Annotated in this window: 26 protein-coding genes and 1 pseudogene; 13 read left to right on the top strand and 14 right to left on the bottom strand. The window is 70.2% G+C overall.

The features are described 5' to 3' along the window. Positions 1–14: 14 nt before the first annotated feature. The 6 genes and pseudogenes from KV394_RS17290 to KV394_RS17265 form a co-directional block, all read right to left on the bottom strand. A pseudogene (locus KV394_RS17290) lies at positions 15–1,405 on the bottom strand (aspartate aminotransferase family protein). After that, positions 1,402–1,869, bottom strand: coding sequence for an Lrp/AsnC family transcriptional regulator (locus KV394_RS17285; RefSeq protein WP_247981998.1), 468 nt, complete (start codon positions 1,867–1,869; stop codon positions 1,402–1,404). The pseudogene KV394_RS17290 and the gene KV394_RS17285 overlap by 4 nt, the downstream one beginning before the upstream one ends. An 84-nt stretch (positions 1,870–1,953) precedes the next feature. Then, on the bottom strand, positions 1,954–3,114 hold the full coding sequence (locus tag KV394_RS17280; RefSeq protein WP_136031142.1) for an acyl-CoA dehydrogenase family protein: 1,161 nt from the start codon (positions 3,112–3,114) through the stop codon (positions 1,954–1,956). Beyond that, complete coding sequence (locus KV394_RS17275) at positions 3,111–3,869, bottom strand: alpha/beta fold hydrolase (protein ID WP_247981997.1); 759 nt, start codon at positions 3,867–3,869, stop codon at positions 3,111–3,113. The genes KV394_RS17280 and KV394_RS17275 overlap by 4 nt, the downstream gene beginning before the upstream one ends. A gap of 48 nt (positions 3,870–3,917) precedes the next feature. Continuing rightward, a complete protein-coding gene (locus KV394_RS17270) occupies positions 3,918–4,835 on the bottom strand; it encodes a sugar kinase (RefSeq protein WP_136031138.1) in 918 nt (305 codons plus the stop codon). After that, the gene (locus KV394_RS17265) at positions 4,832–5,995 is read right to left on the bottom strand and encodes an MFS transporter (RefSeq protein WP_136031136.1); all 1,164 of its coding nucleotides are present in this window, start codon (positions 5,993–5,995) and stop codon (positions 4,832–4,834) included. The genes KV394_RS17270 and KV394_RS17265 overlap by 4 nt, the downstream gene beginning before the upstream one ends. Before the next feature lie 423 nt (positions 5,996–6,418). On the opposite strand from KV394_RS17265, the gene nrdH reads away from it, so the two are divergent. The 4 genes from nrdH to nrdF are packed head-to-tail and all read left to right on the top strand — an operon-like array spanning position 6,419 to position 10,245. Further along, positions 6,419–6,652: a glutaredoxin-like protein NrdH gene (nrdH, locus tag KV394_RS17260; RefSeq protein WP_017202656.1), complete on the top strand. Its 234-nt coding sequence runs from the start codon at positions 6,419–6,421 to the stop codon at positions 6,650–6,652. Positions 6,653–6,658: 6 nt separating this feature from the next. Next, positions 6,659–7,093: a class Ib ribonucleoside-diphosphate reductase assembly flavoprotein NrdI gene (gene nrdI / locus KV394_RS17255; RefSeq protein WP_136031133.1), complete on the top strand. Its 435-nt coding sequence runs from the start codon at positions 6,659–6,661 to the stop codon at positions 7,091–7,093. Further along, positions 7,090–9,234: a class 1b ribonucleoside-diphosphate reductase subunit alpha gene (gene nrdE / locus KV394_RS17250; RefSeq protein ID WP_282187130.1), complete on the top strand. Its 2,145-nt coding sequence runs from the start codon at positions 7,090–7,092 to the stop codon at positions 9,232–9,234. The genes nrdI and nrdE overlap by 4 nt, the downstream gene beginning before the upstream one ends. Before the next feature lie 30 nt (positions 9,235–9,264). Then, positions 9,265–10,245 (top strand): class 1b ribonucleoside-diphosphate reductase subunit beta, encoded by a 981-nt coding sequence (gene nrdF, locus KV394_RS17245; protein WP_136031130.1) that lies wholly within the window; start codon positions 9,265–9,267, stop codon positions 10,243–10,245. A gap of 96 nt (positions 10,246–10,341) precedes the next feature. Here the strand turns inward: nrdF and KV394_RS17240 are convergent, their stop codons facing one another. Next, on the bottom strand, positions 10,342–11,346 hold the full coding sequence (locus KV394_RS17240; RefSeq protein ID WP_206253023.1) for a hypothetical protein: 1,005 nt from the start codon (positions 11,344–11,346) through the stop codon (positions 10,342–10,344). A gap of 120 nt (positions 11,347–11,466) precedes the next feature. Between KV394_RS17240 and KV394_RS17235 the strand changes: the two genes are divergently transcribed. Together KV394_RS17235 and KV394_RS17230 are read left to right on the top strand one after the other, a co-directional pair. Next, positions 11,467–11,778: a DUF7882 family protein gene (locus KV394_RS17235; protein WP_136031128.1), complete on the top strand. Its 312-nt coding sequence runs from the start codon at positions 11,467–11,469 to the stop codon at positions 11,776–11,778. Between the two features lie 18 nt (positions 11,779–11,796). Further along, positions 11,797–13,533 carry a DUF4304 domain-containing protein gene (locus tag KV394_RS17230; RefSeq protein WP_247981996.1) on the top strand — a complete coding sequence of 579 codons (1,737 nt, stop codon included), beginning with the start codon at positions 11,797–11,799 and terminating at the stop codon, positions 13,531–13,533. A gap of 25 nt (positions 13,534–13,558) precedes the next feature. Here the strand turns inward: KV394_RS17230 and KV394_RS17225 are convergent, their stop codons facing one another. Next, positions 13,559–14,170: a flavodoxin family protein gene (locus KV394_RS17225; RefSeq protein ID WP_247981995.1), complete on the bottom strand. Its 612-nt coding sequence runs from the start codon at positions 14,168–14,170 to the stop codon at positions 13,559–13,561. An 88-nt stretch (positions 14,171–14,258) separates the two neighbouring features. On the opposite strand from KV394_RS17225, the gene KV394_RS17220 reads away from it, so the two are divergent. Then, positions 14,259–14,465 carry a hypothetical protein gene (locus tag KV394_RS17220; protein WP_136031122.1) on the top strand — a complete coding sequence of 69 codons (207 nt, stop codon included), beginning with the start codon at positions 14,259–14,261 and terminating at the stop codon, positions 14,463–14,465. Between the two features lie 24 nt (positions 14,466–14,489). On the opposite strand, the gene KV394_RS17215 is transcribed toward KV394_RS17220, so the two are convergent. The 3 genes from KV394_RS17215 to KV394_RS17205 are packed head-to-tail and all read right to left on the bottom strand — an operon-like array spanning position 14,490 to position 15,918. Further along, on the bottom strand, positions 14,490–15,092 hold the full coding sequence (locus tag KV394_RS17215; RefSeq protein WP_136031120.1) for a GNAT family N-acetyltransferase: 603 nt from the start codon (positions 15,090–15,092) through the stop codon (positions 14,490–14,492). 33 nt (positions 15,093–15,125) lie between these two features. Then, entirely contained in the window at positions 15,126–15,521 is a 396-nt protein-coding gene (locus KV394_RS17210) for an ImmA/IrrE family metallo-endopeptidase (RefSeq protein ID WP_136031117.1), read from the bottom strand. Between the two features lie 25 nt (positions 15,522–15,546). Then, on the bottom strand, positions 15,547–15,918 hold the full coding sequence (locus KV394_RS17205; RefSeq protein WP_136031115.1) for a helix-turn-helix domain-containing protein: 372 nt from the start codon (positions 15,916–15,918) through the stop codon (positions 15,547–15,549). Positions 15,919–16,012: 94 nt separating this feature from the next. Here KV394_RS17205 and KV394_RS17200 point away from each other — a divergent pair, with 94 nt between their 5' ends. The 4 genes from KV394_RS17200 (at position 16,013) to KV394_RS17185 (ending at position 18,628) form a co-directional block, all read left to right on the top strand. Continuing rightward, positions 16,013–16,243 carry a helix-turn-helix domain-containing protein gene (locus KV394_RS17200; protein WP_247981994.1) on the top strand — a complete coding sequence of 77 codons (231 nt, stop codon included), beginning with the start codon at positions 16,013–16,015 and terminating at the stop codon, positions 16,241–16,243. Between the two features lie 21 nt (positions 16,244–16,264). Continuing rightward, positions 16,265–17,194 (top strand): aldo/keto reductase, encoded by a 930-nt coding sequence (locus KV394_RS17195; protein ID WP_136031111.1) that lies wholly within the window; start codon positions 16,265–16,267, stop codon positions 17,192–17,194. Positions 17,195–17,232: 38 nt separating this feature from the next. Continuing rightward, a complete protein-coding gene (locus tag KV394_RS17190; protein WP_136037193.1) occupies positions 17,233–17,616 on the top strand; it encodes a PLD nuclease N-terminal domain-containing protein in 384 nt (127 codons plus the stop codon). Positions 17,617–17,683: 67 nt separating this feature from the next. Next, the gene (locus KV394_RS17185; protein WP_247981993.1) at positions 17,684–18,628 is read left to right on the top strand and encodes a DUF1214 domain-containing protein; all 945 of its coding nucleotides are present in this window, start codon (positions 17,684–17,686) and stop codon (positions 18,626–18,628) included. A 42-nt stretch (positions 18,629–18,670) separates the two neighbouring features. Here the strand turns inward: KV394_RS17185 and KV394_RS17180 are convergent, their stop codons facing one another. Then, positions 18,671–19,633, bottom strand: a complete 963-nt coding sequence (locus tag KV394_RS17180; protein ID WP_247981992.1) for an epimerase — start codon at positions 19,631–19,633, stop codon at positions 18,671–18,673. Further along, the gene (locus KV394_RS17175; protein ID WP_136045873.1) at positions 19,630–20,280 is read right to left on the bottom strand and encodes a TetR/AcrR family transcriptional regulator; all 651 of its coding nucleotides are present in this window, start codon (positions 20,278–20,280) and stop codon (positions 19,630–19,632) included. Before KV394_RS17175 ends, KV394_RS17180 begins: the two co-directional genes overlap by 4 nt. Positions 20,281–20,386: 106 nt before the next feature. Here KV394_RS17175 and KV394_RS17170 point away from each other — a divergent pair, with 106 nt between their 5' ends. Further along, positions 20,387–21,193 carry a sugar phosphate isomerase/epimerase family protein gene (locus KV394_RS17170; RefSeq protein ID WP_136031102.1) on the top strand — a complete coding sequence of 269 codons (807 nt, stop codon included), beginning with the start codon at positions 20,387–20,389 and terminating at the stop codon, positions 21,191–21,193. Continuing rightward, complete coding sequence (locus tag KV394_RS17165) at positions 21,193–22,329, top strand: Gfo/Idh/MocA family protein (RefSeq protein ID WP_247981991.1); 1,137 nt, start codon at positions 21,193–21,195, stop codon at positions 22,327–22,329. Before KV394_RS17170 ends, KV394_RS17165 begins: the two co-directional genes overlap by 1 nt. Here KV394_RS17165 and KV394_RS17160 read toward each other — a convergent pair. Then, the gene (locus KV394_RS17160; protein WP_247981990.1) at positions 22,281–23,498 is read right to left on the bottom strand and encodes an ROK family transcriptional regulator; all 1,218 of its coding nucleotides are present in this window, start codon (positions 23,496–23,498) and stop codon (positions 22,281–22,283) included. The two genes, KV394_RS17165 and KV394_RS17160, sit on opposite strands and share 49 nt — an antisense overlap. Positions 23,499–23,599 lie beyond the last annotated feature (101 nt).

The raw sequence follows: 23,599 nt of genomic DNA, 5'->3' as shown, positions 1-23,599 counted from the left end.
CCGCACGGCGTGGCTCAGAGCACCGCCTGCGCCCGCGTGAGCACGTCCCGCAGGATCTGCGTGATCTCGCGGAACTCCGCGGGTCCGACGGTCAGCGGCGGGGCGAGCTGGATGACCGGGTCGCCGCGGTCGTCCGCCCGGCAGTACAGCCCGGCCTCGAACAGCGCGGGCGAGAGGAAGCCGCGCAGCAGCCGCTCCGACTCCTCCTCGTCGAACGTCTCCCGCGTGGCGGTGTCCTTCACCAGCTCGATGCCGAAGAAGTACCCGTCGCCGCGCACGTCGCCCACGAGCGGGAGGTCGAGCAGTGTCTCCAGCTCCGCGCGGAACACCGGCGAGTTCTCCCGCACGTGCGCGTTGAGTCCTTCCTCGTCGAAGATCGCGAGGTTCTCCAGGGCCACCGCGGCCGACACGGGGTGGCCGCCGAACGTGTAGCCGTGCGGGAAGGAGACATCGCCCTGCGCGAACGGCTCGTACACGCGGTCGCTCACGATCGTGGCGCCGATGGGGGAGTAGCCGCTGGTCATGCCCTTGGCGCACGTGATCATGTCGGGCACATACCCCAGCCCCGTGCAGGCGAAGGTGTGCCCGAGCCGTCCGAACGCGCAGATCACCTCGTCTGACACCAGCAGCACGTCGTGTCGGTCGCAGATCTCGCGCACGCGGGCGAAGTAGCCGGGCGGCGGGGGGAAGCAGCCGCCCGAGTTCTGCACCGGCTCGAGGAACACGGCCGCGACGGTGTCCGCACCCTCGAACAGGATCATCTCCTCGATGCGGTCGGCGGCCCAGCGCCCGAACGCCTCGAGGTCGTCGGCGGGCGCGCCCATCTCGGCCGCACGATAGAAGTTGGTGTTGGGCACGCGGAACCCGCCGGGTGTGACCGGCTCGAACATCGCCTTCATGGCGGGGATCCCGTGATCGCGAGGGCCCCCTGCGGGGTGCCGTGATAAGCGACGGCACGCGAGATCACCTTGTGCTTGGCGGGCTTCCCCTGCAGCTTCCAGTAGTGCTTCGCGAGCTTGAAGGCCGTCTCCACCGCCTCGCCACCGCCCGTGGAGAAGAACACGCGGTTGAGGTCGCCGGGCGCCTCGTCCGCCAGCCGGTCCGCGAGCTCGATCGCCGCGGGGTGCGCGTACGACCACAGCGGGAAGAACGCCAGTTCGGACGCCTGCGCTGCCGCGGCCTCGGCGAGCCGGCGCCTGCCGTGTCCCGCGTTCACCACGAACAGTCCCGCCAGACCGTCGATGTACTCCCGGCCCTCGACGTCCCAGATGCGGTGCCCGTCGCCCCGGACGATGATCGGCACGCCGGAGTCCGCCATGGTCGACTGGCGGGTGAAGTGCATCCAGAGGTGATCCTTCGCCATGGACTGCAGCGCGGACGCGGACGGCACGGAGCGCGAGGTCATCGGGTCCCCCAGTTGTAGAGCTGCTTCTGCAGCTTCGCGTAGATGAACGTCTCGGTCGACAGCACGCCGTCGATCGGACGGATCACGTCGTTCACGAGGGCCAGCAGGTGGTCGTCGTCTTCGCACACGACCTCGACGATCACGTCGAACGAGCCCACCGTGATGACGACGTAGTCGACGGCGTCGATCTCCGCGATCGCCTCCGCCACGTGCCGGGCGTCCCCGGCCACACGGATGCCGATCATCGCCTGGCGGTGGAAGCCGAGCTGCATCGGATCGGTGACCGCGACGATCTGCATCACGCCGGTCTCGGTGAGCCGCTGCACGCGCTGGCGGACCGCCGCCTCGCTGAGGCCCACCACGCGGCCGATGTCGGAGTAGGAGCGACGCCCGTCGTCCTGTAGCAGTTCGATGATGGTCTTGGAGATCGCGTCGAGGGCGGAGTTCTTCTTCGCCGATGCCATGCTGCGATCCTGGCACTGACGGCGGTCATGGACAACCGGATCCGTCGAATCTGAGTGACCGACCTGCACGATCCGTGCGTTCGGTCAGGCCTCCACGGGTCCGAGCCAGGCGCTGGCCGCGGTCGCGTGCGCCGACTCGGGGTCGGACGGATGGAACATCCCGGCGAGCACATCGCGGTACAGCCGGGAGAGCTCGTTCCCAGAGAAGTAGGACCCGCCGCCCGCCACCAGCATCGCCTCGTCGACCACGCTCTTGGCCATCGTCACGGCACGGTGCTTGAGGCCGGACAGGGCGGGGAACCAGCGCGGCCCGTGGTCGACGCGCTCGTCCACGTCGCGCGCGAGCGCGGCGATCTGGGGCGGCAGCGCGTCGTACGCGATCGCCATGTCGGCGATGCGCCAACGGATGTCGGGGTCCTGGCTGTAGGCGGCACCGCTCTTCTTGGAGCGACGGGTCTGCGCGGTCGCGACCGCGAGCTCGAGGGCACGGCGGGCGATGCCGGTGTACACCGAGGCCAGCAGGATCTCGAACACCGAGAAGATGCCGAAGACGATGGGGTCGGCGCTCGGGCCCTGGTCGATCCGCCGGACCACGTGCGCCGCGTCGGCGACGGCGCGGTCGAGCCGCGTCGTCCTGCTCTGGGTGCCGCGCATGCCGAGCGTGTCCCAGTCGTCCGAGGTGGTGACGGCGTCGGTCCGCTCGACGAACGCGAACACGAGCTTCGGGGCGTCCGCGCTGGTGGTGTCCAGGCCGTGCAGTCCGAGCCTGGTCCAGACGGGCGCGAGCGAGGTGAAGATCTTGGTGCCCGTGAACGCGTAGCCCCCGTCGGCGTCGGGCACCGCGGCCGTGTCGCTGCCGAACAGCACGAGGTCGTTGCCGCCCTCGCTGATGCCGAACGCGAACACCTCGCCGGCGACCGCGCCGTCCTGCACGAACTCGAGCCCGGGAACACCCCGGTCGGAGAAGACCTTCGCGACCCCGGTCCACACCAGGTGCATGTTGATCGCGAGGGCCGTGGCGGGGGCTGCGCCCGCAAGACGCTGCTGAAGGATCGCGGCCTCGGCGAGCCCGAGTCCGGCGCCGCCGCGCTCGACCGGGACCAGGATCGACAGGTAGCCGGCGTCGCGGAGCTCGTCGAGGTCCTGCTGCGGGAACGTGTTCTCGCGGTCGTGGATCGGCGCGCGTTCGCGGATGCGGGCGAGGAGGTCGTCCGGGAGGTAACGGGTCGGGTCGAACGCGGTCATGCGAGTGCCTCCAGGAGCTGTCGGATCGCTTCCTCCGGCCGGTCGCGATGAAGGGAGTGCCCGGCGCCCGCCACGACCGACATCGTGATCCGCGGGTTGCCGGCGAGCACCTCGGCGGCGAGGTCGCCCGCGAAGATGCTGTACACGGCGGGATCGGCGCCGATGACATGGGTGGGGACGGTGAGACGGGCGGCGTGCGCGCGTACGTCCCACGGCTGGTTCTGCGCGCTGGTCTGCTCCACGGCCCAGGCGCTCGCGCGCCGCACGGCGTCGATCTTCAACTCGTGATCCTGCGGGTGCCAGTGCGGGTGCTCCTCCCGGACGACCTCGATCCGGTTGTCGGAGAAGGCCCGTTCCTGGCTGCGCCGCACGATGCCCGCGTCGCGTCCCTCGACGTGGAGGGCGGGGTCGATCAGCACGAGGCGTCGCGTCCAGTCCGGCGAGCCGGCGGCGGCGACCGTCGCGGCCGCCCCGCCCAGCGAGTGGCCGACGACCGCGTCCCACGGTCCTCCGCCGTCGGATGCCGTCGCCGCGAGGTCGGCGGCGTACGCGTCGACGGTGTAGTCGAGGGAGCGGGGGGCGTCACCGTGCCCGCGCAGGTCGACGGCGGTCGCGGCCGCTCCGGTCGCCGCGATGGCATCGCCCAGGCGCCACATGAGGGCGCCCGACGAGCCGAGTCCGTGCACGAGGAGAATGCGGCGCGCGGCTGCGGGATCGCCCCACGACCGTCGGGGCAGGGTGAGGGGTGCGGGCATGGCACCAGCCTACGACCGCGGCCGCGGCACCGGTCGGCCCGGCGGGGCTCAGCCGACGCGGGTCAGCGGGGGCAGGTCGGCCGCGATCCGCAGGACCCGGGCGGCGGCGGCGTGCCCGGCGGCCAGGCGTGCGGCGAGGTCCTCGCCCTCGAGCGTCGCCGCGAGGAAGCCGGAGGCGAACGCGTCGCCGGCTCCCACCGGCTCGACCACGTCCACCGTGGGGGCCGGGACGAACACGGGCTCGGCGTCGTGCGCGAACGCGGTCGCGCCCACGTCGCCGTCCTTCACCACGAGCAGCGCGCAGTGGGGGAGGTGCGCCCGGATCGCGGCCGGTGTCGCGGTGCCCCAGATGCGCTCCGCCTCGTCGCGGCCGACGAAGGCGATGTCGGCGGCGTCCGCGAGTCGCGCGAGCGTCGAGGCCGCGTCCTCCGGGCTCCACAGGGCGCGGCGGTCGTTCACGTCGAACGACACGGTGGCTCCCGCGGCGCGGGCGTCGGCGTACAGTGCATCGACCATCGCCAGGCAGGTGGCGGATAGCGCCGGGGTGATGCCGGTGGTGTGCACGATGCGCACGCCCTCGAGCCGGGCGGCGTCGAGGAAACCGGGAGCCATGCGGGAGGCCGCGGATCCGCGCCGGTAGTAGTAGACCGCGGATGACTCGACACCGGGATCCTTGAACATGACCCCGGTCGGCGCGTCCCCGTCGCGCTCGACCCACAGCTCGACCCCGCGACGCTCGAGCTCGCCGGCGAGACGGTCGCCCAGCGGGTCGTCGCCGAGGCGCGAGGCCCAGGCGGCGCGGTGCCCGGCCGCGGCGACGCCGACGGCCACGTTGGCCTCCGCGCCGGCATGGGTGAGGGTCGCGGTGTCGGCGTCCGCGAGCGGTGCGCCGGTGGGGGTGATCAGGGCCATCGACTCGCCGACGCAGACGATCTCGGGCGCGGGGGAGGGGACGGGGAGGCTCATGAGGGGGTGACCGCCAGGGGTTCGGTGTCGGGATGCGGGCTCGCGTCGCGGTGACGCAGGTCGGGGAAGGCGCGGACGAAGACGATGGAGACCAGGAGGCCGACGCCGGCGAAGATCGTGGCGGCGAGGTAGGCGCCGCGCCAGTCGCCGACGTCGACGAGGAAGCCCGCGACGGCGGACCCCGCGGCGGCGCCGATCAGCTGCCCGGTTCCCGCCCAGCCGAAGGCCTCCGCTGTCTCGCTGAACTTGACGCTCGCGGTCGTGATGGCGAACAGGACCGCGAGCGCGGGGGCGATGCCGATGCCCGCCAGGATCAGGGTGCCCCCGAGCCAGAAGACGTTGAGCATGACCATGGTGAGCGCGAGCCCGACCGTGACGATGAGGAGCCGTCGGGCCATGGCCCACGGGCCGATCGGGATGTGGCCGAACGCGAGGCCTCCGGCCAGGCTGCCCGCCGAGAACACCGCGAGGATGAGGCCCGCCGCGAGGCTGCCGTGCTCGAATGTCGCGACGACGCCGACCTCCACGGCCGAGCAGGCGCCGATCAGGAGGAAGCCGATCACGGTGGCCAGCAGCACGGGGGGCTTGAGCACGACCGTGCCGAGCGCGTTGCGGCTGCGCGGGATGCGCACGCGCCCCACCTCGGGGGAGAGGATGAACCACGCGCCGCCGCCCACGAGCACGATCGCGACCAGCAGCAGCCCTTCGGTCGTGCCGATCTGGGTGGAGACCAGGGTGATGACGACGGGGGCGAGCACCCAGATGATCTCCTGCAGCGAGGCGTCGAGCGAGAAGAGCGGGGTGAGCTGACCGGCGTTGACGAGCTTGGGGTAGATCGTGCGCACAGCGGCCTGCACGGGAGGGGTGGAGAGCCCGGCGACCATGCCGAGCGCCATGTATCCCGGCACCGAGAGCGGGAGGACGGCCAGGCCGAGCACGGCGAGTACGCACACCGTCAGGGTGAGGGTGAGCACGCGACGCATGCCCCACGCGCCCATCCAGCGGCTGGTGATCGGCCCGGCGACGGCCTGCCCGACGCTGGTCGCGGCGAGCACGAGACCGGCCGATCCGTAGGAGCCGGTCTGCTGTTCGACGTGCAGCAGGATCGCCAAAGACATCATCCCGTTGGGGAACCGCGCGGTGAGCTGGGCGGCGATCATGCGCCCGACTCCCGGCGTGCGAAGGAGATCCCGATAGCCCGCCACCCGACAACGGTACCGGCCCGCGAGGGGGCTGCGGAGACGGCGTCGGGGACGACACGCCGCGACACGCCCGCGACACGCCGAAGAGCGAATTCCACAGGCATTCGGATGTCCGAGGCCCGGCGTACGGTGCCCCCTGTGGATGGATCTCTCCCAGCGTCTTCCCAGCCGCGATTTCACGCGGTTCGGGAGGGCGGCGAGCGCACCTCCGCCTGTGGAAGAAACGGTGGAGAACCTGTGTTGTATCAGTGGAGAGCGGTGGAAAAACTACACGGATGTAACTACTACCCCTTGTGGTCACTCCGAATGTCCGCACCCATATGTAGTATTGAGATCCCGGCGGGGGCCTGCCGGAGAAACCAGAGATTCGAGGGGAATCAGATGTCGATCACGGTCTACACCAAGCCTTCCTGCGTTCAGTGCAACGCCACCTACCGCGCCCTCGACGCCAAGGGCATCGAGTACGAGATCCACGACCTGTCGGAGGACCCGACGGCCCTGGAGCAGGTCAAGGCGCTCGGCTACATGCAGGCGCCGGTCGTCGTCACCGACGAGGACCACTGGTCGGGCTTCCGTCCCGACAAGATCGACGAGCTCGCCTCCCGCCTGGCGTGATCGGCCATGAGCGCCGTCGCGACCGCAGCGCCGCTCCTGGTCTACTTCTCGAGCGTGTCGGGTAACACCGCGCGCTTCATCGAGAAACTCGGGTTCCCCGCCCGACGCATCCCCCTTCACCGCACGGACGAAGACCTCGTCGTCGACGAGCCCTTCGTGCTGGTCACCCCCACTTACGGTGGGGGTGCGGGGCGCGGCGTCGAGAAGGGCGCGGTGCCCAAACAGGTGATCCGGTTCCTCAACGACGAGCGCAATCGGCGCCACATCCGCGGAGTGATCTCCGCGGGCAACACCAACTTCGGCGACGCGTTCTGCCTCGCCGGCGACATCATCAGCCGCAAGTGCCACGTGCCTCACTTGTATCGGCTCGAGATCTTCGGCACACAGGACGACGTGGATCGCGTGAGCGACGGATTGGAACGACGGTGGGAACTTCAGTGACCGAGACGGTGGCCTTCAAGGTGAACCCCGCATACGAGGGGCTCGACTATCACGCCCTCAACGCGATGCTCAACCTGTACGACGCGAACGGCAAGATCCAGTTCGACGCCGACAAGCGCGCCGCGCGGGAGTACTTCCTGCAGCACGTGAACCAGAACACCGTCTTCTTCCACTCGCTCCGTGAGCGCCTGGACTACCTCGTGGAGAAGGAGTACTACGAGGGCGCGGTCATCGAGAAGTACTCGTTCGACTTCGTGCAGAAGCTCAACGACCTGGCCTACTCCAAGAAGTTCCGCTTCGAGACGTTCCTCGGCGCGTTCAAGTACTACACGAGCTACACGCTCAAGACGTTCGACGGCAAGCGCTACCTGGAGCGCTTCGAGGACCGCGTCGTGATGACGGCCCTCGCCCTGGCCGACGGCGACGAGAAGCTCGCGGTCAACCTGGTCGAGGAGATCATCTCCGGTCGCTTCCAGCCGGCCACCCCCACGTTCCTCAACGCGGGCAAGGCGCAGCGCGGCGAACTCGTCAGCTGCTTCCTGCTGCGCATCGAAGACAACATGGAGTCGATCGCCCGCGGCATCAACTCCGCGCTGCAGCTGTCCAAGCGCGGCGGCGGCGTCGCCCTGCTCCTGTCGAACATTCGCGAGGCCGGTGCGCCGATCAAGCAGATCGAGAACCAGTCGTCCGGCATCATCCCCGTCATGAAGCTGCTCGAAGACAGCTTCAGCTACGCCAACCAGCTCGGCGCGCGTCAGGGCGCCGGCGCGGTGTACCTCAACGCGCACCACCCCGACATCATGCGGTTCCTCGACACCAAGCGCGAGAACGCCGACGAGAAGATCCGCATCAAGACGCTGTCGCTCGGCGTGGTCGTGCCCGACATCACGTTCGAGCTCGCCAAGAACGACGAGGACATGTACCTGTTCTCGCCGTACGACGTCGAGAAGGTCTACGGCGTGCCGTTCGGCGACATCTCGGTCACCGAGAAGTACCGCGAGATGGTCGACGACCCGCGCATCAAGAAGACGAAGATCAACGCCCGCGAGTTCTTCCAGACCGTCGCCGAGATCCAGTTCGAGTCCGGCTACCCGTACGTCATGTTCGAGGACACGGTCAACAAGGCCAACCCCATCAAGGGGCGCATCAACATGTCCAACCTCTGCAGCGAGATCCTGCAGGTGAACACGCCGACCACGTACAACGACGACCTGTCGTACGACAGCATCGGCAAGGACATCTCGTGCAACCTCGGCTCGATGAACATCGCGCTGTCGATGGACGCCGACGACCTCGGCCAGACGGTCGAGACCGCGATCCGCGCGCTCACCGCGGTCAGCGACCAGAGTCACATCGGCTCGGTGCGCTCGATCGAAGACGGCAACGACCGCTCCCACGCGATCGGCCTCGGCCAGATGAACCTGCACGGGTACCTCGCCCGCGAGCACGTGTTCTACGGTTCGGAGGAGGGCATCGACTTCACGAACATCTACTTCTACACGGTGCTGTTCCACGCGCTGCGCGCGTCGAACAACCTCGCCATCGAGCGCGGCACCACGTTCGACGGGTTCGAGGACTCGACCTACGCGTCGGGGGAGTTCTTCGACAAGTACATCGAGCGCGCCTGGGTCCCCGAGACCGAGAAGGTGAAGGAGCTCTTCGCCGGCAAGCACATCCCCACGCAGGACGACTGGGCCGCGCTGAAGGCGTCGATCCAGGAGCACGGCATCTACAACCAGAACCTGCAGGCCGTGCCGCCCACGGGATCGATCTCCTACATCAACAACTCCACGTCGTCGATCCACCCGATCGCGTCGAAGATCGAGATCCGCAAGGAGGGCAAGCTCGGTCGCGTGTACTACCCGGCGGCGTTCATGACGAACGACAACCTGGAGTACTACCAGGACGCGTACGAGATCGGCTACGAGAAGGTCATCGACACGTACGCCGCGGCCACGCAGCACGTCGACCAGGGCCTGTCGCTGACGCTGTTCTTCAAGGACACCGCCACCACGCGCGACATCAACAAGGCGCAGATCTACGCGTGGCGCAAGGGCATCAAGACGATCTACTACATCCGCCTGCGTCAGCTGGCACTCGAGGGCACCGACATGACCGAGTGCGTCTCCTGCATGCTCTGACCGGCCTCCGTACCCCAAGGAACACGAGAAATGACTCCGCACGAACCCCTCAAGCTGGTCGACAGCGTGCAGGCGATCAACTGGAACCGCATCCAGGACGACAAGGACCTCGAGGTCTGGAACCGCCTGGTGAACAACTTCTGGCTGCCCGAGAAGGTGCCGCTGTCGAACGACATCCAGTCGTGGAACACGCTCACCCCCGACGAGCAGACGCTCACGATGCGGGTGTTCACCGGCCTGACGCTGCTCGACACCATCCAGGGCACCGTCGGCGCCGTGTCGCTCATCCCCGATGCGATCACTCCGCACGAGGAGGCCGTCTACACGAACATCGCGTTCATGGAGTCGGTGCACGCGAAGAGCTACTCGTCGATCTTCTCGACGCTGTGCTCCACGAAGGAGATCGACGAGGCGTTCCGCTGGTCGGTGGAGAACCCGAACCTGCAGAAGAAGGCGCAGATCGTCACGGACTACTACCGCGGCGACGACCCGCTCAAGCGCAAGGTCGCCTCGACCCTGTTGGAGAGCTTCCTCTTCTACTCGGGCTTCTACCTGCCGATGCACTGGTCGAGCCGGGCGAAGCTCACCAACACCGCCGACCTCATCCGCCTCATCATCCGTGACGAGGCCGTGCACGGCTACTACATCGGGTACAAGTTCCAGCGCGGGCTCGAGACGCTCGACCAGGCGCGCAAGGACGAGCTGAAGGACTACACGTTCTCGCTGCTCTACGAGCTGTACGACAACGAGGTGCAGTACACGCAGGATCTCTACGACGGCGTCGGCCTGACCGAGGACGTCAAGAAGTTCCTGCACTACAACGCCAACAAGGCCCTGATGAACCTGGGCTACGAGGCGATGTTCCCCTCGACGGTCACCAACGTGAACCCCGCGATCCTGTCGGCGCTCTCCCCGAACGCGGACGAGAACCACGACTTCTTCTCGGGGTCGGGCTCCTCGTACGTCATCGGCAAGGCCGAGGCCACGGAAGACGACGACTGGGACTTCTGAGTCCCCCGGCCGACGTCGACGATCGATAGGCCCCGCGACCCGCTCACCATGAGCAGGTGGCGGGGCCCTTCCGCGTGGACGTGCACCCGGCAGTCGTCACCGGGCGTCGCGCTCGTCGGCCAACCGGGCGCGGCGCTCCTCCTCGCGCTTGGAGTACGTGGCGGCCCGGATCGCCTCGTCGGACTCCAGGCCGGTGCCCAACGCCCCGCCGACAGTCGCCGCCGACGCGACGAACCAGGTGAGCACGAACAGATCGCCGAACTCGACGGACCGCCCGAGGTCTTCACTCATGACCGCGGGGTCGAGGACGAACAGCGCCCACGCCAGGTTCACGACGTAGAGCGTCAGATAGCAGATGACGATCCCGACGGTGAGGGTCAGCAGCGTCGAGGTGTTGTAGAGACGGGATCGCTCCCGCGCCGCGGGCGAGTCGTCGTCGGGTCGGTCCCACAGCCTGCCGTCGATCACGATCCAGGCGATGATGATCGCGATCGAGGCCACCGTCGCCGCCACCAGGCGCCAGGGCGACAGCGAGAGGGCGAGAGACCACACGGTCGGCTCGATGGTCGCCACCGCGCCGGTGGCGAGGGCGGCGACGAGCGCCGATTTGAGACCCGCGGCGAGCCGCCACGGGCGGTTGGCCAGCACCATGCCCAGGAGCACACGCCCCCGGGCGCTGAGCCGGGGGAGCGGCAGGCGCTGCTCTTCCGGCGAGACGGGTTCAGCCATCCCGTCCACGAGGCCCCGAACCGCGTGTCGTGCGCGGCGCTGCACCCGGAACCCTCCCAGTGCGGGAAGCGACAGGACGGCGGAGCGCCGTCGAGGGTGGACCGCTGCCAGGAGATAGCGGCCGTCGTCGTCGCGGAGCGGAAGCTCGGTGACGCCGATGACGAGGTCCCACCCGTGCTGATCGGCGTGCGAGCGGAGTCGCTCCAGAGCGACGTCGACATCCTCCGACCCGAGGGTGAACGGCTCGCTGACGAGCTCGACGATCCATCCGTCGGCCTCGGCGGCGAGCGGTGGAGTGAGGCCGGTCATCCGGCGCGCAACGGCGGTGGGCGACGCCGGATCCGCGACGAGACCCACTCTGATCGTCTCCATGCGCGGAACCTACACCCGCACCGCGCCGGGCCCAGGGCCTTGACAGCCCCGGACGAGTCCTCCTCCCGCGAGCGCAGCACGGCCTTCGCATGCGGGAGAGTCGCCCGCTACAGTCGTGGCATGGGAACCATGCAGTACGGGAGCGGCAGCGAGATCCAGATCGAGGACCGCGCCCTCGCACACCTCAAGGTCGCGATCGCGACCAAGCTCCGCCGCAACGAGAGCTTCACGCTCTCCTGGCGTCACCCGGAGGGCGACACCCCCGGCCGCTCGACCATCTGGCTGCACCCGTCCATCCCGCTCCGGTTCACGTTCGAGGAGCCGGAGACCCCGCAGCTCAACGTGAAGTGGATCCAGGCGCTGATGGTCGAGGCGAGCTCGTCCGGAGGTATCAGCCTGGTCGACGAAGTCATCGATGGTCCCGCCGAGTAAGCGCTCGGCGGTGCCGGCGTGGCACTGACCCGCGAGGCACTGCGCCGTGAGCTGGGGGAGGCCCTCGGTCGTCCCGTGTCGTCGGACACCGACTGGGCGGAGGCCTTCGCCGGGAGAGCGTCGACACCGCGCCTCCAGCTCGTCGCGCTGCTGCTGATCATGGACGTCAGCCCGCAGCTCGTGAACGGGTGGCGGCATCGATCGGCCGAAGACGATCTCATCCGCTCCCTCCCGCGCAAGAAGCTGCCCTGGGACGCGGAGACCGCGGCGTTCGCCCTGCGCGCCGCGCTCGCCATCGATGCCATGAGCTATGTGTGCGCCCCGGCGCTGCGCGGCGCCGAGACGGCGATGGACGCCGGGCATCGGGATGCCGAGCTGTATGAGGCGCTCGAGGCCAGCGTGCAGCACCTCGACGGGCTGATGTCCGGACGGTTCGCTTCGCGCTACGGCGTCGACAAGGATCTCAAGGTCGCGCGCCGCCTGCGGGCGTCGTTCCTGCCGTCGGGAGTCCTCGACCTCACGGTGGTCGACGACGGGGACGAGTGGGCCGAGCGGGCACGACGACTCGCCCGCGCGCTGCCCGTGGATGACATCGAACCGATCGTGCGGCACCTGGCCGCGCTCGGACACAAGGCGCCGTCCCAGACCTGGCAGCGCCAGGCGCGGCAGCACGTGCAGTCCGACGCCGGCCGCCGTCTGGTGCGCGAGTGGATACGCGCCGCGGCCGAGACCGGGGTGGCCGCGGACGGCCACCTCTTCACGCCGTCGAACGAGGATCTCGTGCGCGCGGCCGTCGTCGCCGCGCGCTGGCTGTCCTCGGACGACGTGCCCGCGCCGCTGCTCGGCGCGCTCGCCCGCCAGGGCGCCGCCACGCGACCCCCGCAGACCGAGTCGCTCGCCCTGCGGGTGGCGACCGCGGCGATCGACAGTCTGGTGCAGCGCGAGGCCCCCGCCGACACCGCAGAGCTCGAGGCGCTGCTGGAGAGCATCGCACGCCGCGATCTGGTGAAGCGCATCGGAACGGCGCTCGGCTCGGAGGCGACGGCCCGAGCGGCGACGCGCGACGACGACCTGAAGCGGGAGAAAGCGGCGGCCGTGCGGGCCAAGGCGAATCCGATCCCCCGGGTGCTGCGTGGTGAGGTCGATCGGCTGTTGCGCGACCACGTCGACGGCACGATGCGCGGATTCGGCTTCCGCAAGTCGGGGCGCACGTGGCGGCGGACCGTGGAGGATCGCGTCGAGGTCGTCGACTTCTTCTCCAGCGGCCTGCACATGAGCGTGCACTACGGCGTGCTGTTCCCGGCGCTGCATCCGGAGGACGGCGTCGCCATCCACCGCGACCCGCAGCGGGTGAAGCCCTACCAGCTCGATGTGTCGATCGTGGAGAGCGCGTGGTTCGCGGAGGAGGACACCCTCGAGCGGCTGGCCGCCCGCGTGCGCTCGGCCATCGTGCCGTTCCTGGGCGCCTGCGGCGACCGGGCTCGGCTCGCGGCGGTGCTCACCACAGGGGAGGGCATCCCGGCTGCGGAGGGCGTGCGGGATCCGGTGACCGGCCACACCGAGACGACGCTCCACCTGCGCACCCGACCGTTCACGCCCGGCATCGCGCTCGGCGCCCTGTCGTGCGTGGCCGGGGACCGGCTCTCCGCGCAGGCGTGGCTCGACGACGCCGATGCCGCGGTCGATCCCCTCAGCCATCCACGGTCGAAGGCGGAGATCGACTACTGGCGCCGGCGCCTCGCGGCCACGGAGTGAGGGCGCCGCGGCGGACGTCCTCGCGTCAGGACGCCGGGTACGGCTGCGCGGTCAGCTGCCGTGCGAGGTGTGCCGCGTTGCGCGCGGCCGTCTGGATGGCCGAGGCCACCTTCTCCGGGGTCTCCTCGAGGTCTTTGTAATCGACCGTCTGCATCGCCTCGCCGTTCCAGTACACCGAGGCCTGGGCGGGGATCGTGTAGCCGATGTCGTCGAGCGCCTGGAACAGGATCGCCGAGATGTGGTGGGCGCCGTCCTCGTTCCCGAGCACGCCGGCGATCGCGACCTTGTCGAACAGGATCGGGCGGCCCTGGTCGTCGGTCTCGCTCAGCTCGGCGTCGAGCCGCTCGAGCACGCGCTGCGCCACGCTCGAGTGCTGGCCCATCCAGGTCGGCGTCACGAACACGAGGATGTCCGCCGCCAGCACGCGCCGACGCAGGGCTGGCCACTGGTCGCCGTCGCCCATGTCCTTCTCGACACCGGGACGGATGTCGAAGTCGACGGCCCGCACCATGTCGCCGGAGACGTCGTGCGCGGACAGGGCGTCGAGCAGCTGGCGCGCGAGGAGGTCGGAACTCGACTCCGCGGGGGACGGCTTGAGCGTGCAGGAGATCGCGAGGGCGGTGAGCGTACTGGTCATGCGACGATCACACCAGGCCCGGAGACCGCGGCACAGGGCCTTCCCGGGGCCGGGCTATCCTGGTAGGGCACCGACGACAGGAGATCCCGTGATCCTCAGCTTCTTGTTCTTCATGATCCTCTTCCTCGGAGGCTTCTGGCTGCTGGGGATCGCGCACGAGCTCCCCGACACCGCCGCCGCGCTCACCTTCTGCGCCGGCATCATCCTGGTCTCGCTCGCCCTCGGTTTCGCGATGCGGCAGCGCGGTTCGGCCACGCGCCGCTCCAAGAACTGGACCGGCAGCCCGACCGAGTGAGGCCGACCCCGTCGGCGCGATCGCTCAGCGCCGACGGGACAACCGCGCCTCCAGGTTCGCCCGGACCGCGGGCCACTCGGGCTCGATGATGGAGTACTCGACGCTGTCGCGGAGCGCGCCGTTGCGGTAACGACTCATCGCGCGCATCACGCCGTCCTGCTTGGCGCCCAGTCGCTCGATCGCCGTGCGCGACTGGAAGTTGACCCACTGCGTGGTGAGCCCGACGCGGAACACCCCGAGCGTTTCGAACGCGTGCCGCAGGAGCAGCAGCTTCGACTCCGCGTTGGTTCCGGTTCCGTGCGCGGACGGGCGGTTCCAGGTGTAGCCGATGTGGAGCCGGGGCACGTCGGCGACGATGTCGTAGTACGACGTGAGGCCGAGGATCCGTCCGCTCGCGTCGATCGCGGTGAACGGCAGCATCTCGCCGCGGTCGACGAGCCCGAGCCGCCGATCCACCTCCGCGGCCACGCCGTCGGGCTCCGGGACCGACGTGTACCACGCCGTCTTCCACAGCTCGCCCTCGCGGACGGCGTCGACCAGCCCGTCGATGTGGGAGCGATCGAGGGGACGCAGCTCGACGAGGTCGCCGGTCAGGGTCACGGGGGCGGGTGGGACGAGGAAGGCCATGTCCCCATTCAACCAGCGCGATGCGGGTGGACCTCACGCCGCCCGGGTCGCGGTGGTCCCCTGGCGCAGCAGACGCTGGAAGGCGACGACGATCTCGACCGTGACATCGAGCTCGAAGGCGAGGCTCGCGAGGTGCGCGCCGCGAGCCCGCTCGGCGGCGGCATACGCCTGCGGTGTGAGGAGGAGCCGGGCGGCCCACTCGTCTGCCGCCCGTTCCTGGCGTTCGCGGGTGTGGGGAACCTCGGTGGGTCGATGACCGAGATGTGCGTGACCCAGCTCATGCGCCAGCACGCTGCGGGCCGTCCGTCTGCTCATGCCCGGCGCGAGGCGGATGGTGCCGGTCGCGGGGTCGAACCCGCCGCGCGTGCGTCCCGGGCGCTCGATCACGCGCAGACCGAGGTCTTCGGCGCGCAGGAGGAGCTGCTGCATGTGCGTCCTCCCACGGTCGTCGGCGTCAGTCGTAGAGGTCGTCGGTGTCGGCGTCGTGCCGCTCGTCGGATTCGAAGGCGACCTCGCGGGTATTGTCGCGCGGGGTGGCGACATCGGCGGTGCGGCGCAGGGGAGTGATGATGGCGGTGGTGCCGTCGGCGTCGAGGCGCTCCTCGGCTCTCGCGACCAGGACGTGCGGCTCGATCCCGAGAGTCGCGCACACGGCATAGACCACGGGCACCGGGATCGCGCGCTTTCCGGTGACGTAGTTGTCGAGGGCGCTGCGTGCGATACCCACGCTGCGTGCCATCGCCGCGATGCTGCTGCGCGCGGCGGCGATCTCGGCCCGCATCTGCCGCCCGACGGCCTCGTTGAACTGCTCGGCAGGTGTCCTCATTCGGCACACCCTAGCAGCGCTCCGAGATCAAGATGCCGTCATATCGGTTCATTCTTCCCGAGTGCGTGTCCGCGTGTGGGGGTAGTGTCGGCGTATGGGGACAGAACTGAGTCACACGATGGCATCGACGGTGGAGGCGGCGCGACTGCACGCCGGAGTGTCGCTCGACCGGCTGGTGGATCGATCGGGCATCTCCGCTCGTCGACTGCACGACCTCTTCGACGCGCGCGTGGACTTCACCATGGTCGACCTCGCGCGCATCGCGGCGGCGCTCGACATCCCGGTGACGGACCTCCTGCCGTTCTCGACTGCCGTGGACCCGTGAGTGCGCGATAGCGTGGCGACCATGAAGACCGTGCCCTTCGGAACCGCCACCGCCCCCGCCGTCATCGCCGGGATGATGCGTATCGCCGACAAGGACGACGCCCACATCCGCGAGCTGTATGCGACAGCCCGCGAGGCCGGCATCGACTTCTTCGACCACGCCGACATCTACGGCGGTGCGATGCACCGCTGTGAGGCCCGCTTCGCGGAGGCGCTCGCCCTCAGCCCGGGCGAGCGCGACGAGATCGTGCTGCAGACCAAGTGCGGCATCGTGCCGACGCAGGGGATGTTCGACTTCTCCTACGACCACATCGTCACCCAGGTCGAGGGATCGCTCGCCGCGCTGCGCACCGATCGCATCGACGTCCTGCTGCTGCACCGACCGGACGCGCTCGTCGAGCCCGACGAGGTCGCGCGGGCGTTCGACCACCTCGAGTCCTCCGGCAAGGTCAGGGCGTTCGGCGTCTCGAATCACACCCCGTCGCAGATCGACCTGCTCCGCACGGCCGTCCGCCAGCCCCTGATCGCCAACCAGCTGCAGCTGTCGCTCACCCACGCGCCGATCATCGCGCAGCCGGTCGCAGCGAACATCGGCGGACACGACCAGAGCATCGTGCGGGACGGCGGGGGCATCGTCGACTACTGCCGGCTGAACGGCATCACGGTGCAGGCGTGGTCGCCGTTCCAGAGCGGCACCGACGCCGGTGTCTTCCTGGGCAGTCCGGAGTATGCCGAGCTGAACGCCGTGATCGACCGGCTCGCGGCCCAGTACGGCGTCGAGCCGATCGCGATCGCCACCGCGTGGATCACGCGGCACCCCGCCGGGATGCAGGTCGTGCTCGGTACCACGACCCCCGAGCGCGTGCGGGACGCGGCGGCCGGCGCCGACGTCGTCCTCACGCGGCCCGAGTGGTACGAGCTGTTCCGCGCCGCCGGGCATCTCCTGCCCTAGGGCGGCGCGGCGCACGACCCGTCGTCTACCCTGAACTCATGCCGTTCCTGTTCTCGCTGCTGATCATCGCGCTGATGGTCGGTGCGCTGATCGACATCATCACCCGCGACGACGGGCAGGTGAAGCACCTGCCCAAGATGGTGTGGCTGATCATCGTGATCCTGCTGCCGCTCGTCGGAAGCCTGCTGTGGTTCGCGCTCGGACGCGAGTACGGCGAGGGCGGCGTCGCGATCCCCCGGATGCGGAGGGCCGAACGACCCGCCGCACCCACCGTGACGGCGCCTCCCTCCCGGCCCCGCGACACCCGCACGACGGAGCAGCAGATCGCCGACCTCGACCGCGAGATCGAGGAGTGGCGGTTGCGCGAGGAACTTGAGAAGCGGCGACGCGACGACGGCGACGCGCCCGCGGCGGGAGCGTAGACGGTTCGGAGACCGGCCGTTCGAGACGATCCTGGCTCGGGGTGCGCGTCGGTGCCATGATGCCGGTATGAGCACACCCGTGAACGTGGAGAACTTCGCCGTCGCCGAGACCCACCGCATGATGTCCGACCTGCAGCGCGACGCCGGGGGCGTGAACCGGTTCCGACACAACAGGGAGCCGGCCGCGATCGAGCATCAGACGGTCATCCGGCTCAACCGTGACACGCTCTACAGCTTCGCCGTCGTCGACATCCGCGCGGGGGCGACGCTCACGATCCCGGACCACGGCGATCGCTACCTCTCGGCGATGGTCGTCAACGAACGCCACTACGTGGACGCCGTCTTCCACGACCCCGGAGAGTACCGGCTGACCACCGAGCGGTTCGGCACACCCTACGTCGTGGTCGCGGTGCGCATCCTCGTCGACCCGGAAGACCAGGCAGACGTGGCCGTCGTGACGGCGCTCCAGGATCAGCTCGGGATCGACAGTGCGTCCGCCGAACCGTTCCCCCTCCCCGACGACGACCCCGCGGACCTGGACGAGACACGCGGGGCACTGCTGACTCTTGCGCGGAACCTGCGCGGCTTCGACCGCATGTTCGGAGCCGAGGCCGAAGTCGATCCGATCCGGCACCTGATCGGAACCGCGGCGGGGTGGGGAGGGCTGCCCTCCTGGGAGGCTCAGTACATCGGAGTCGACCCGCGGCTGCCGCAGGGGCGGTACGAACTCCGAGTGGTCGACGTTCCCGTGGACGGGTTCTGGTCCATCTCGGTGTACAACGCCGACGGCTTCTTCGAGCCGAACGACCGCGGTGCCTACACGATCAACAACATCACCGGAGTCCGGGACGACGACGGCGCCATCACGGTGCGGTTCGGCGACCACCCCGACGGCGTGCCGAACGTGATCCCGATTCCGGAGGGGTGGAACTACCTCGTGCGTCTGTACCGTCCGCGGGCCGAGCTCCTCGACGGGAGCTGGACGTTCCCGGCCCTGCAGCGTTCGGTGTGACCCTCGCCGGAGACGTCGACCTGATCGCGCGCCGGGGTGCGATCAGGTCGACGCGGCGAAGGAGGAGCGCAGCGCCTCATCGAGGTCGGGATAGCGGAACGTGAAGCCCGCGGCGCGGAGCTTCTCGGGCAGCACCCACCGGCTCTTCAAGACGAGCTCGGTCTCGGTGCGGATGCCGATCGCGCCCAGCTCCAGCATCCACCGCGGCGTCGGCGGGCCGAGACGCACCCCCAGCGCGCGACGCACGGCCGCCATGAAGGCGACGTTGTCCACGGGGTTCGGTGACGCGGCGTTCACCGGACCCTCCAGCGCCGGCGTCTGCTCCAGGAACTCCACGATCCGCGCCACATCCTCGAGGTGGATCCAGCTGAACCGCTGGCGACCGCGGCGCGCGCCGAAGCGATGCGCGGTGCCGGCCTCCCGGCGCGCACGGCTCACCGGCCAGCGCCCGTCGTACTGCGGGCCACCGAGGCCCAGGCGGGCGAGGGTGCGCAGCGGGCCGAGCACTCCGCCGTCGCCCAGAACGATCGCGCTGCGCAGGGCGACACGGCGCGTGCCGGGCAGCGCGCCCGTGAACAGCTCCCGCTCCCAGGCCTTCGCGACCTCGACCGAGAAGCCGCTGCCGAGCTCGCCGTCCGCCTCGGTCATCGGCCGGTCCTCGGCGTGGCGGTAGATCGTCGCGGTGGACGAGTTGATCCACAGGGCGGGCGGGGCCGAGGCGCGCGCGATCGCGGTGCGCAGGGCGGCGGTGGTGTCGAGCCGGGAGCGGAAGATCTCGGCGCGGTTCGCCGGCGTGTACCGGCAGTTGACGCTCTTGCCCGCGAGGCCGAGGACGAGCGCGGAACCCTCGACCGCCGCGTCGATCCCGGCCTGGTCGGTCCAGGCGAGGTCGGCGCCCGAGCGAGAGACCGTGACGACCTCCCGCCCCTGCCCGCGCAGGCGTTCCGTGAGGTACTGCCCCATGAATCCGGTGGACCCGCCCACCACGACCCGTCCTGTGCTCATGCGCGGTCATCCTCCGGTGGTCGGGGCTCGGCACCCGAGGTGGGGCGGAGCAGGCGGTCCAGCAGTGTCAGCGCCTCGTGCTGCGGGGCGTCGGGGTCGAGCAGCCACTGCGTCTGCAGGCCGTCCGAGGCGGCGATGACCAGGGCCGCGACCGCCTCGGGGTCGGCGTCGTCGCGGATGCGCCCCTCGCGCTGCTGCTGCCGCACGGTCGCGGCGATGCTCGCTCGCAGTCGCGCGAACCGGTCGGTGGCGAACTCCCTCGCCGCCGGATGGCCCTCCTCGAGCGCGGAGGCCACCAGGGCCGAGTACAGCTGCACGAGGCCTGGCACCTCGCGGTTGACCCTGGCCGACAGGATCATGCTCTCCACGGGTGTCGCGTCGTCTCGCGCCTCGGGGTGCCGGCCAGGGGCGTTGCTCTCGCGGTAGACCGCGACCAGGAGCTCCTCCAGGGAGCCGAAGTAGTGCGTGAGCGCGGCGTGCGTGACGCCGACCTCGCTGGCGATCGCGCGCAGGCTCGTGCGGTCGGCGCCGCGGGTCGCGAACACCTCGATCGCGCGGTCGAGGATCTCCTGCCGACGCGCGATCCCCTTGGCGTAGGCGCCACGGGCGCGTGGGCGCTCCGGACCGTCGGCGGAGGAGGGGGGCACGGCCCGAGTCTAGTGCGATCAAAACTTCCATGTGGAGGTATTCGGTGATAGCGTGCCAGCGCGGGGCACCACCCGCGAGTCGCCGACGACCCGAGGAGCACGACCGATGACGATCCAGACGTCCCTGCAGCTGTTCACCATCCGCGAGCAGCTGGAGGCCGACCTCGACGGCACTCTCGCCGCCGTCGCCGCGCGCGGGTTCACGGCCGTCGAGCCGTACGACTTCGTGCGCAGGGCCGAGGCGATGGCCGCCGCGCTCGCCGCCGCCGGTCTCACCGCGCCCTCCGGACACGCGTTCCTGGCGTCGGAGTCGTTCGTCAACCCGGACGGCAGCGGCACCACCCTGCCCGTGCCCGCGCCCGCCGAGGTGTTCGCGGCGGCGAAGACGCTCGGCATGCACACCGTGATCGACCCGTACACCGAACCTGCCCGCTGGGAGTCGGTGGAGCAGATCGCCGAGACCGCCCGACTGCTCAACGCCGCGGCCGAGGTCGGCGCCGCGATGGGCGTGCGCGTCGGCTACCACAACCACGCCCACGAGCTGGAGGCCGCGTTCGACGGCGTGACGGGGCTGGAGGTGCTGGCGGGCCTGCTCGACGACCGCGTGGTGCTGGAGGTGGACCTCTACTGGGTGGCGCGCGGTGGGGTCGACCCCGTGGCCCTGCTGGAGCGCCTGGGCGACCGCGTGATCGCGGTGCACGCCAAGGACGGCACGCTCGACCCCGCCCTGCTCGACGCCTACCCGCCGGCGGACCAGGTGCCCGCGGGCGACGGCGCCGTCCCGCTCGTGGCGGCCATCGCGGCGGCCCCCGCGCTCGAGCTCGCCATCGTGGAGTTCGACCACTACGAGGGCGACCTGTTCGACGCGATCGAGCGCAGTCGGCGGTTCCTCGACGCGGAGGTCGCGGGCTGATGGGGCGCACAGGCGACGCGGTCGGCGTCGGCATCATCGGCGCGGGCAACATCAGCGACCAGTACCTGCAGAACCTGACCCGGTTCCCCGACGTGCGGGTGCTCGCGATCGGCGACCTCCTCCCGGAGCGCGCCCGCGCTCAGGCCGAGGCGTACGGCGTGCCGCGGGCGGGCGGCGTGGACGTGGTGCTCGACGACCCCGACATCGCCGTGGTCGTCAACCTCACGATCCCGGCCGCGCACGTCGCGGTGTCCGAGGCGATCATCCGCGCCGGGAAGCACGTGTGGACGGAGAAGCCGCTCGGCGTGAGCCGGGAGGAGGCCAGCCGGCTGCTGCTCACCGCCGAGGCGGCCGGACGGCGCATCGGCGCCGCGCCCGACACGGTGCTCGGCCCCGGGGTGCAGACCGCGAAGCGCGCGATCGCGCGCGGCGACATCGGGCGGCCGCTGTTCGGGCAGACGACGTTCCAGTGGCAGGGCCCGGAGATCTTCCACCCGAACCCGGCGTTCCTCTACGCCAAGGGCGCCGGTCCGCTGCTCGACATGGGCCCGTACTACGTCTCGACGCTCGTGCACGTGTTCGGCCCGGTGGCGGCGGTCGCCGCGCTCGGGCTGCAGGGGGCGCCGACCAGGCGGGTGCAGGTCGGCGAGCTCGCCGGGCAGGAGTTCCCCGTCGAGATCCCGTCGACGCTGAGCGTGCTGCTCGACTTCGAGGGCGGCGGTCAGGCCCAGAGCCTCTACAGCACCGACTCGCCCCTCGTGCGGCAGGGCAGCGTGGAGATCACCGGGACCGAGGGCACGATCACGATCCCCGACCCCAACACCTTCGGGGGACCGATCACGATCACCCGCCCGCTCGCGCGCCACTTCGTGCCGCCGGAGCCCGTGGAGCAGGAGATCGTCGACGTCGCCCAGGAGGGCGTGCTCGCCGGTCGCGGCATCGGCCTGTTGGACATGGTCCGCTCGATCGCGGACGACCGCCCGCACGTCGCCACGGGCGAGTTCGCGTACCACGTGCTCGACACGCTGCTGTCGATCGAGGAGGCCGCGGAACAGCGCCGCTTCGTCGAGGTGGCCAGCACGCTCGATCAGATCGGCGCGCTGTCGGCCGACTTCGACCCCTTCGCCGCGACATAGCGGTCGACGCTCGCGGGGGAGAGCACCTCGCGGGCGACCATGATCGCCGCCCCCAGCACCGCGGCCCGGTCTCCGGCCTGGGACTGCACGATGGCCAGGTGCTGGGTGGCGAGGGGGATCGACCGGCGGTACACGACCTCGCGGACACCGGCCAGCAGATGCTCGCCGGCCCGCGCGATGCTGCCGCCCAGCACGATGATCGACGGGTTGAGGAGGTTCACGACGGTGGCGAGCACCTCGCCCACGTCGCGGCCCGCCTGCCGGGTCGCCTCGATCGCCGCCGCGTTGCCTCCGCGCACCAGGTCGACCACGTCGGAGGCGCTGTGCACCTCGTGCCCCGCCGCGCGCAGCGCGATCGCGAGGGCCGAGCCGCTGGCCAGGGCCTCGAGGTCGCGCTCGTCGTCCGGATCGCGCTCGGATCCCGCCCCCCGCGGCACCTGCACGTGGCCCATGTCGCCCGCCGACCCCTGGGCTCCGCGCTGCAGCTGTCCGCCCGCGATGATGCCGGCGCCGATGCCCGTGGACACCTTGACGAAGATCAGGTCGTCGACGCGGGGCCAGCTCGTGGCCTGCTCGCCGAGCGCGAGGATGTTCACGTCGTTGTCGACCAGCACGGGCACGTCGAATGTCCGCTGCACATAGGCGGGAACGTCGAAGCGGTCCCACCCCGGCATGATCGGCGGGTTCGTGGGCCGTCCGGTCGAGTGCTCGACGGGGCCGGGAACCCCGATGCCGACGCCGACCAGCGGTAGTCCGTCCGCGGTCGCCGCGAGCAGCGCGGCGCCGTCGGCGAGGATGGTGTCGAGGAGCTTCTCGGGGCCGTCGCCGATGTCGATCGTGCGCGTGCGGGCGTCGAGGATGACACCGGACAGATCGGCGACCGCGACCGTGGCGTGCGTGGCACCGAGGTCGACCGCGAGCGAGAGTCCGGCGCGGGGATTGAAGGCCACCCGCGCGGGCGGGCGTCCGCCCGTGGAGGCTGCTTCGCCCGCCGGCCGCAGGAGCCCGGCGGCGAGGAGCGCGTCGACGCGGAGGGCGACGGTCGAGCGGGCGAGTCCGGTGAGCGCCGCGAGCTCGGCCTTGGTGCGCGCCTGGCCGTCTCGGAGGATCTGGAAGATCTCGCCCGTCCCCGGGGAGGGCACCGTGACCGGCCTCAGCACGTCAACCATTCGGTCAGTAAACCACAGCACTTCGGAGTGCAGACGCAGAACTTCGAATTCGGTTCGAACAACTTTTGACGAAAAGCTAGCAAAAGTCGTTCGGAGTGTGT

The sequence above is a fragment of the Microbacterium sufflavum genome (assembly GCF_023101165.1).
In the GTDB taxonomy this organism is placed as follows: Bacteria; Actinomycetota; Actinomycetes; order Actinomycetales; family Microbacteriaceae; genus Microbacterium; species Microbacterium sufflavum.
This window is presented reverse-complemented; position numbering and strand designations above follow the sequence as displayed.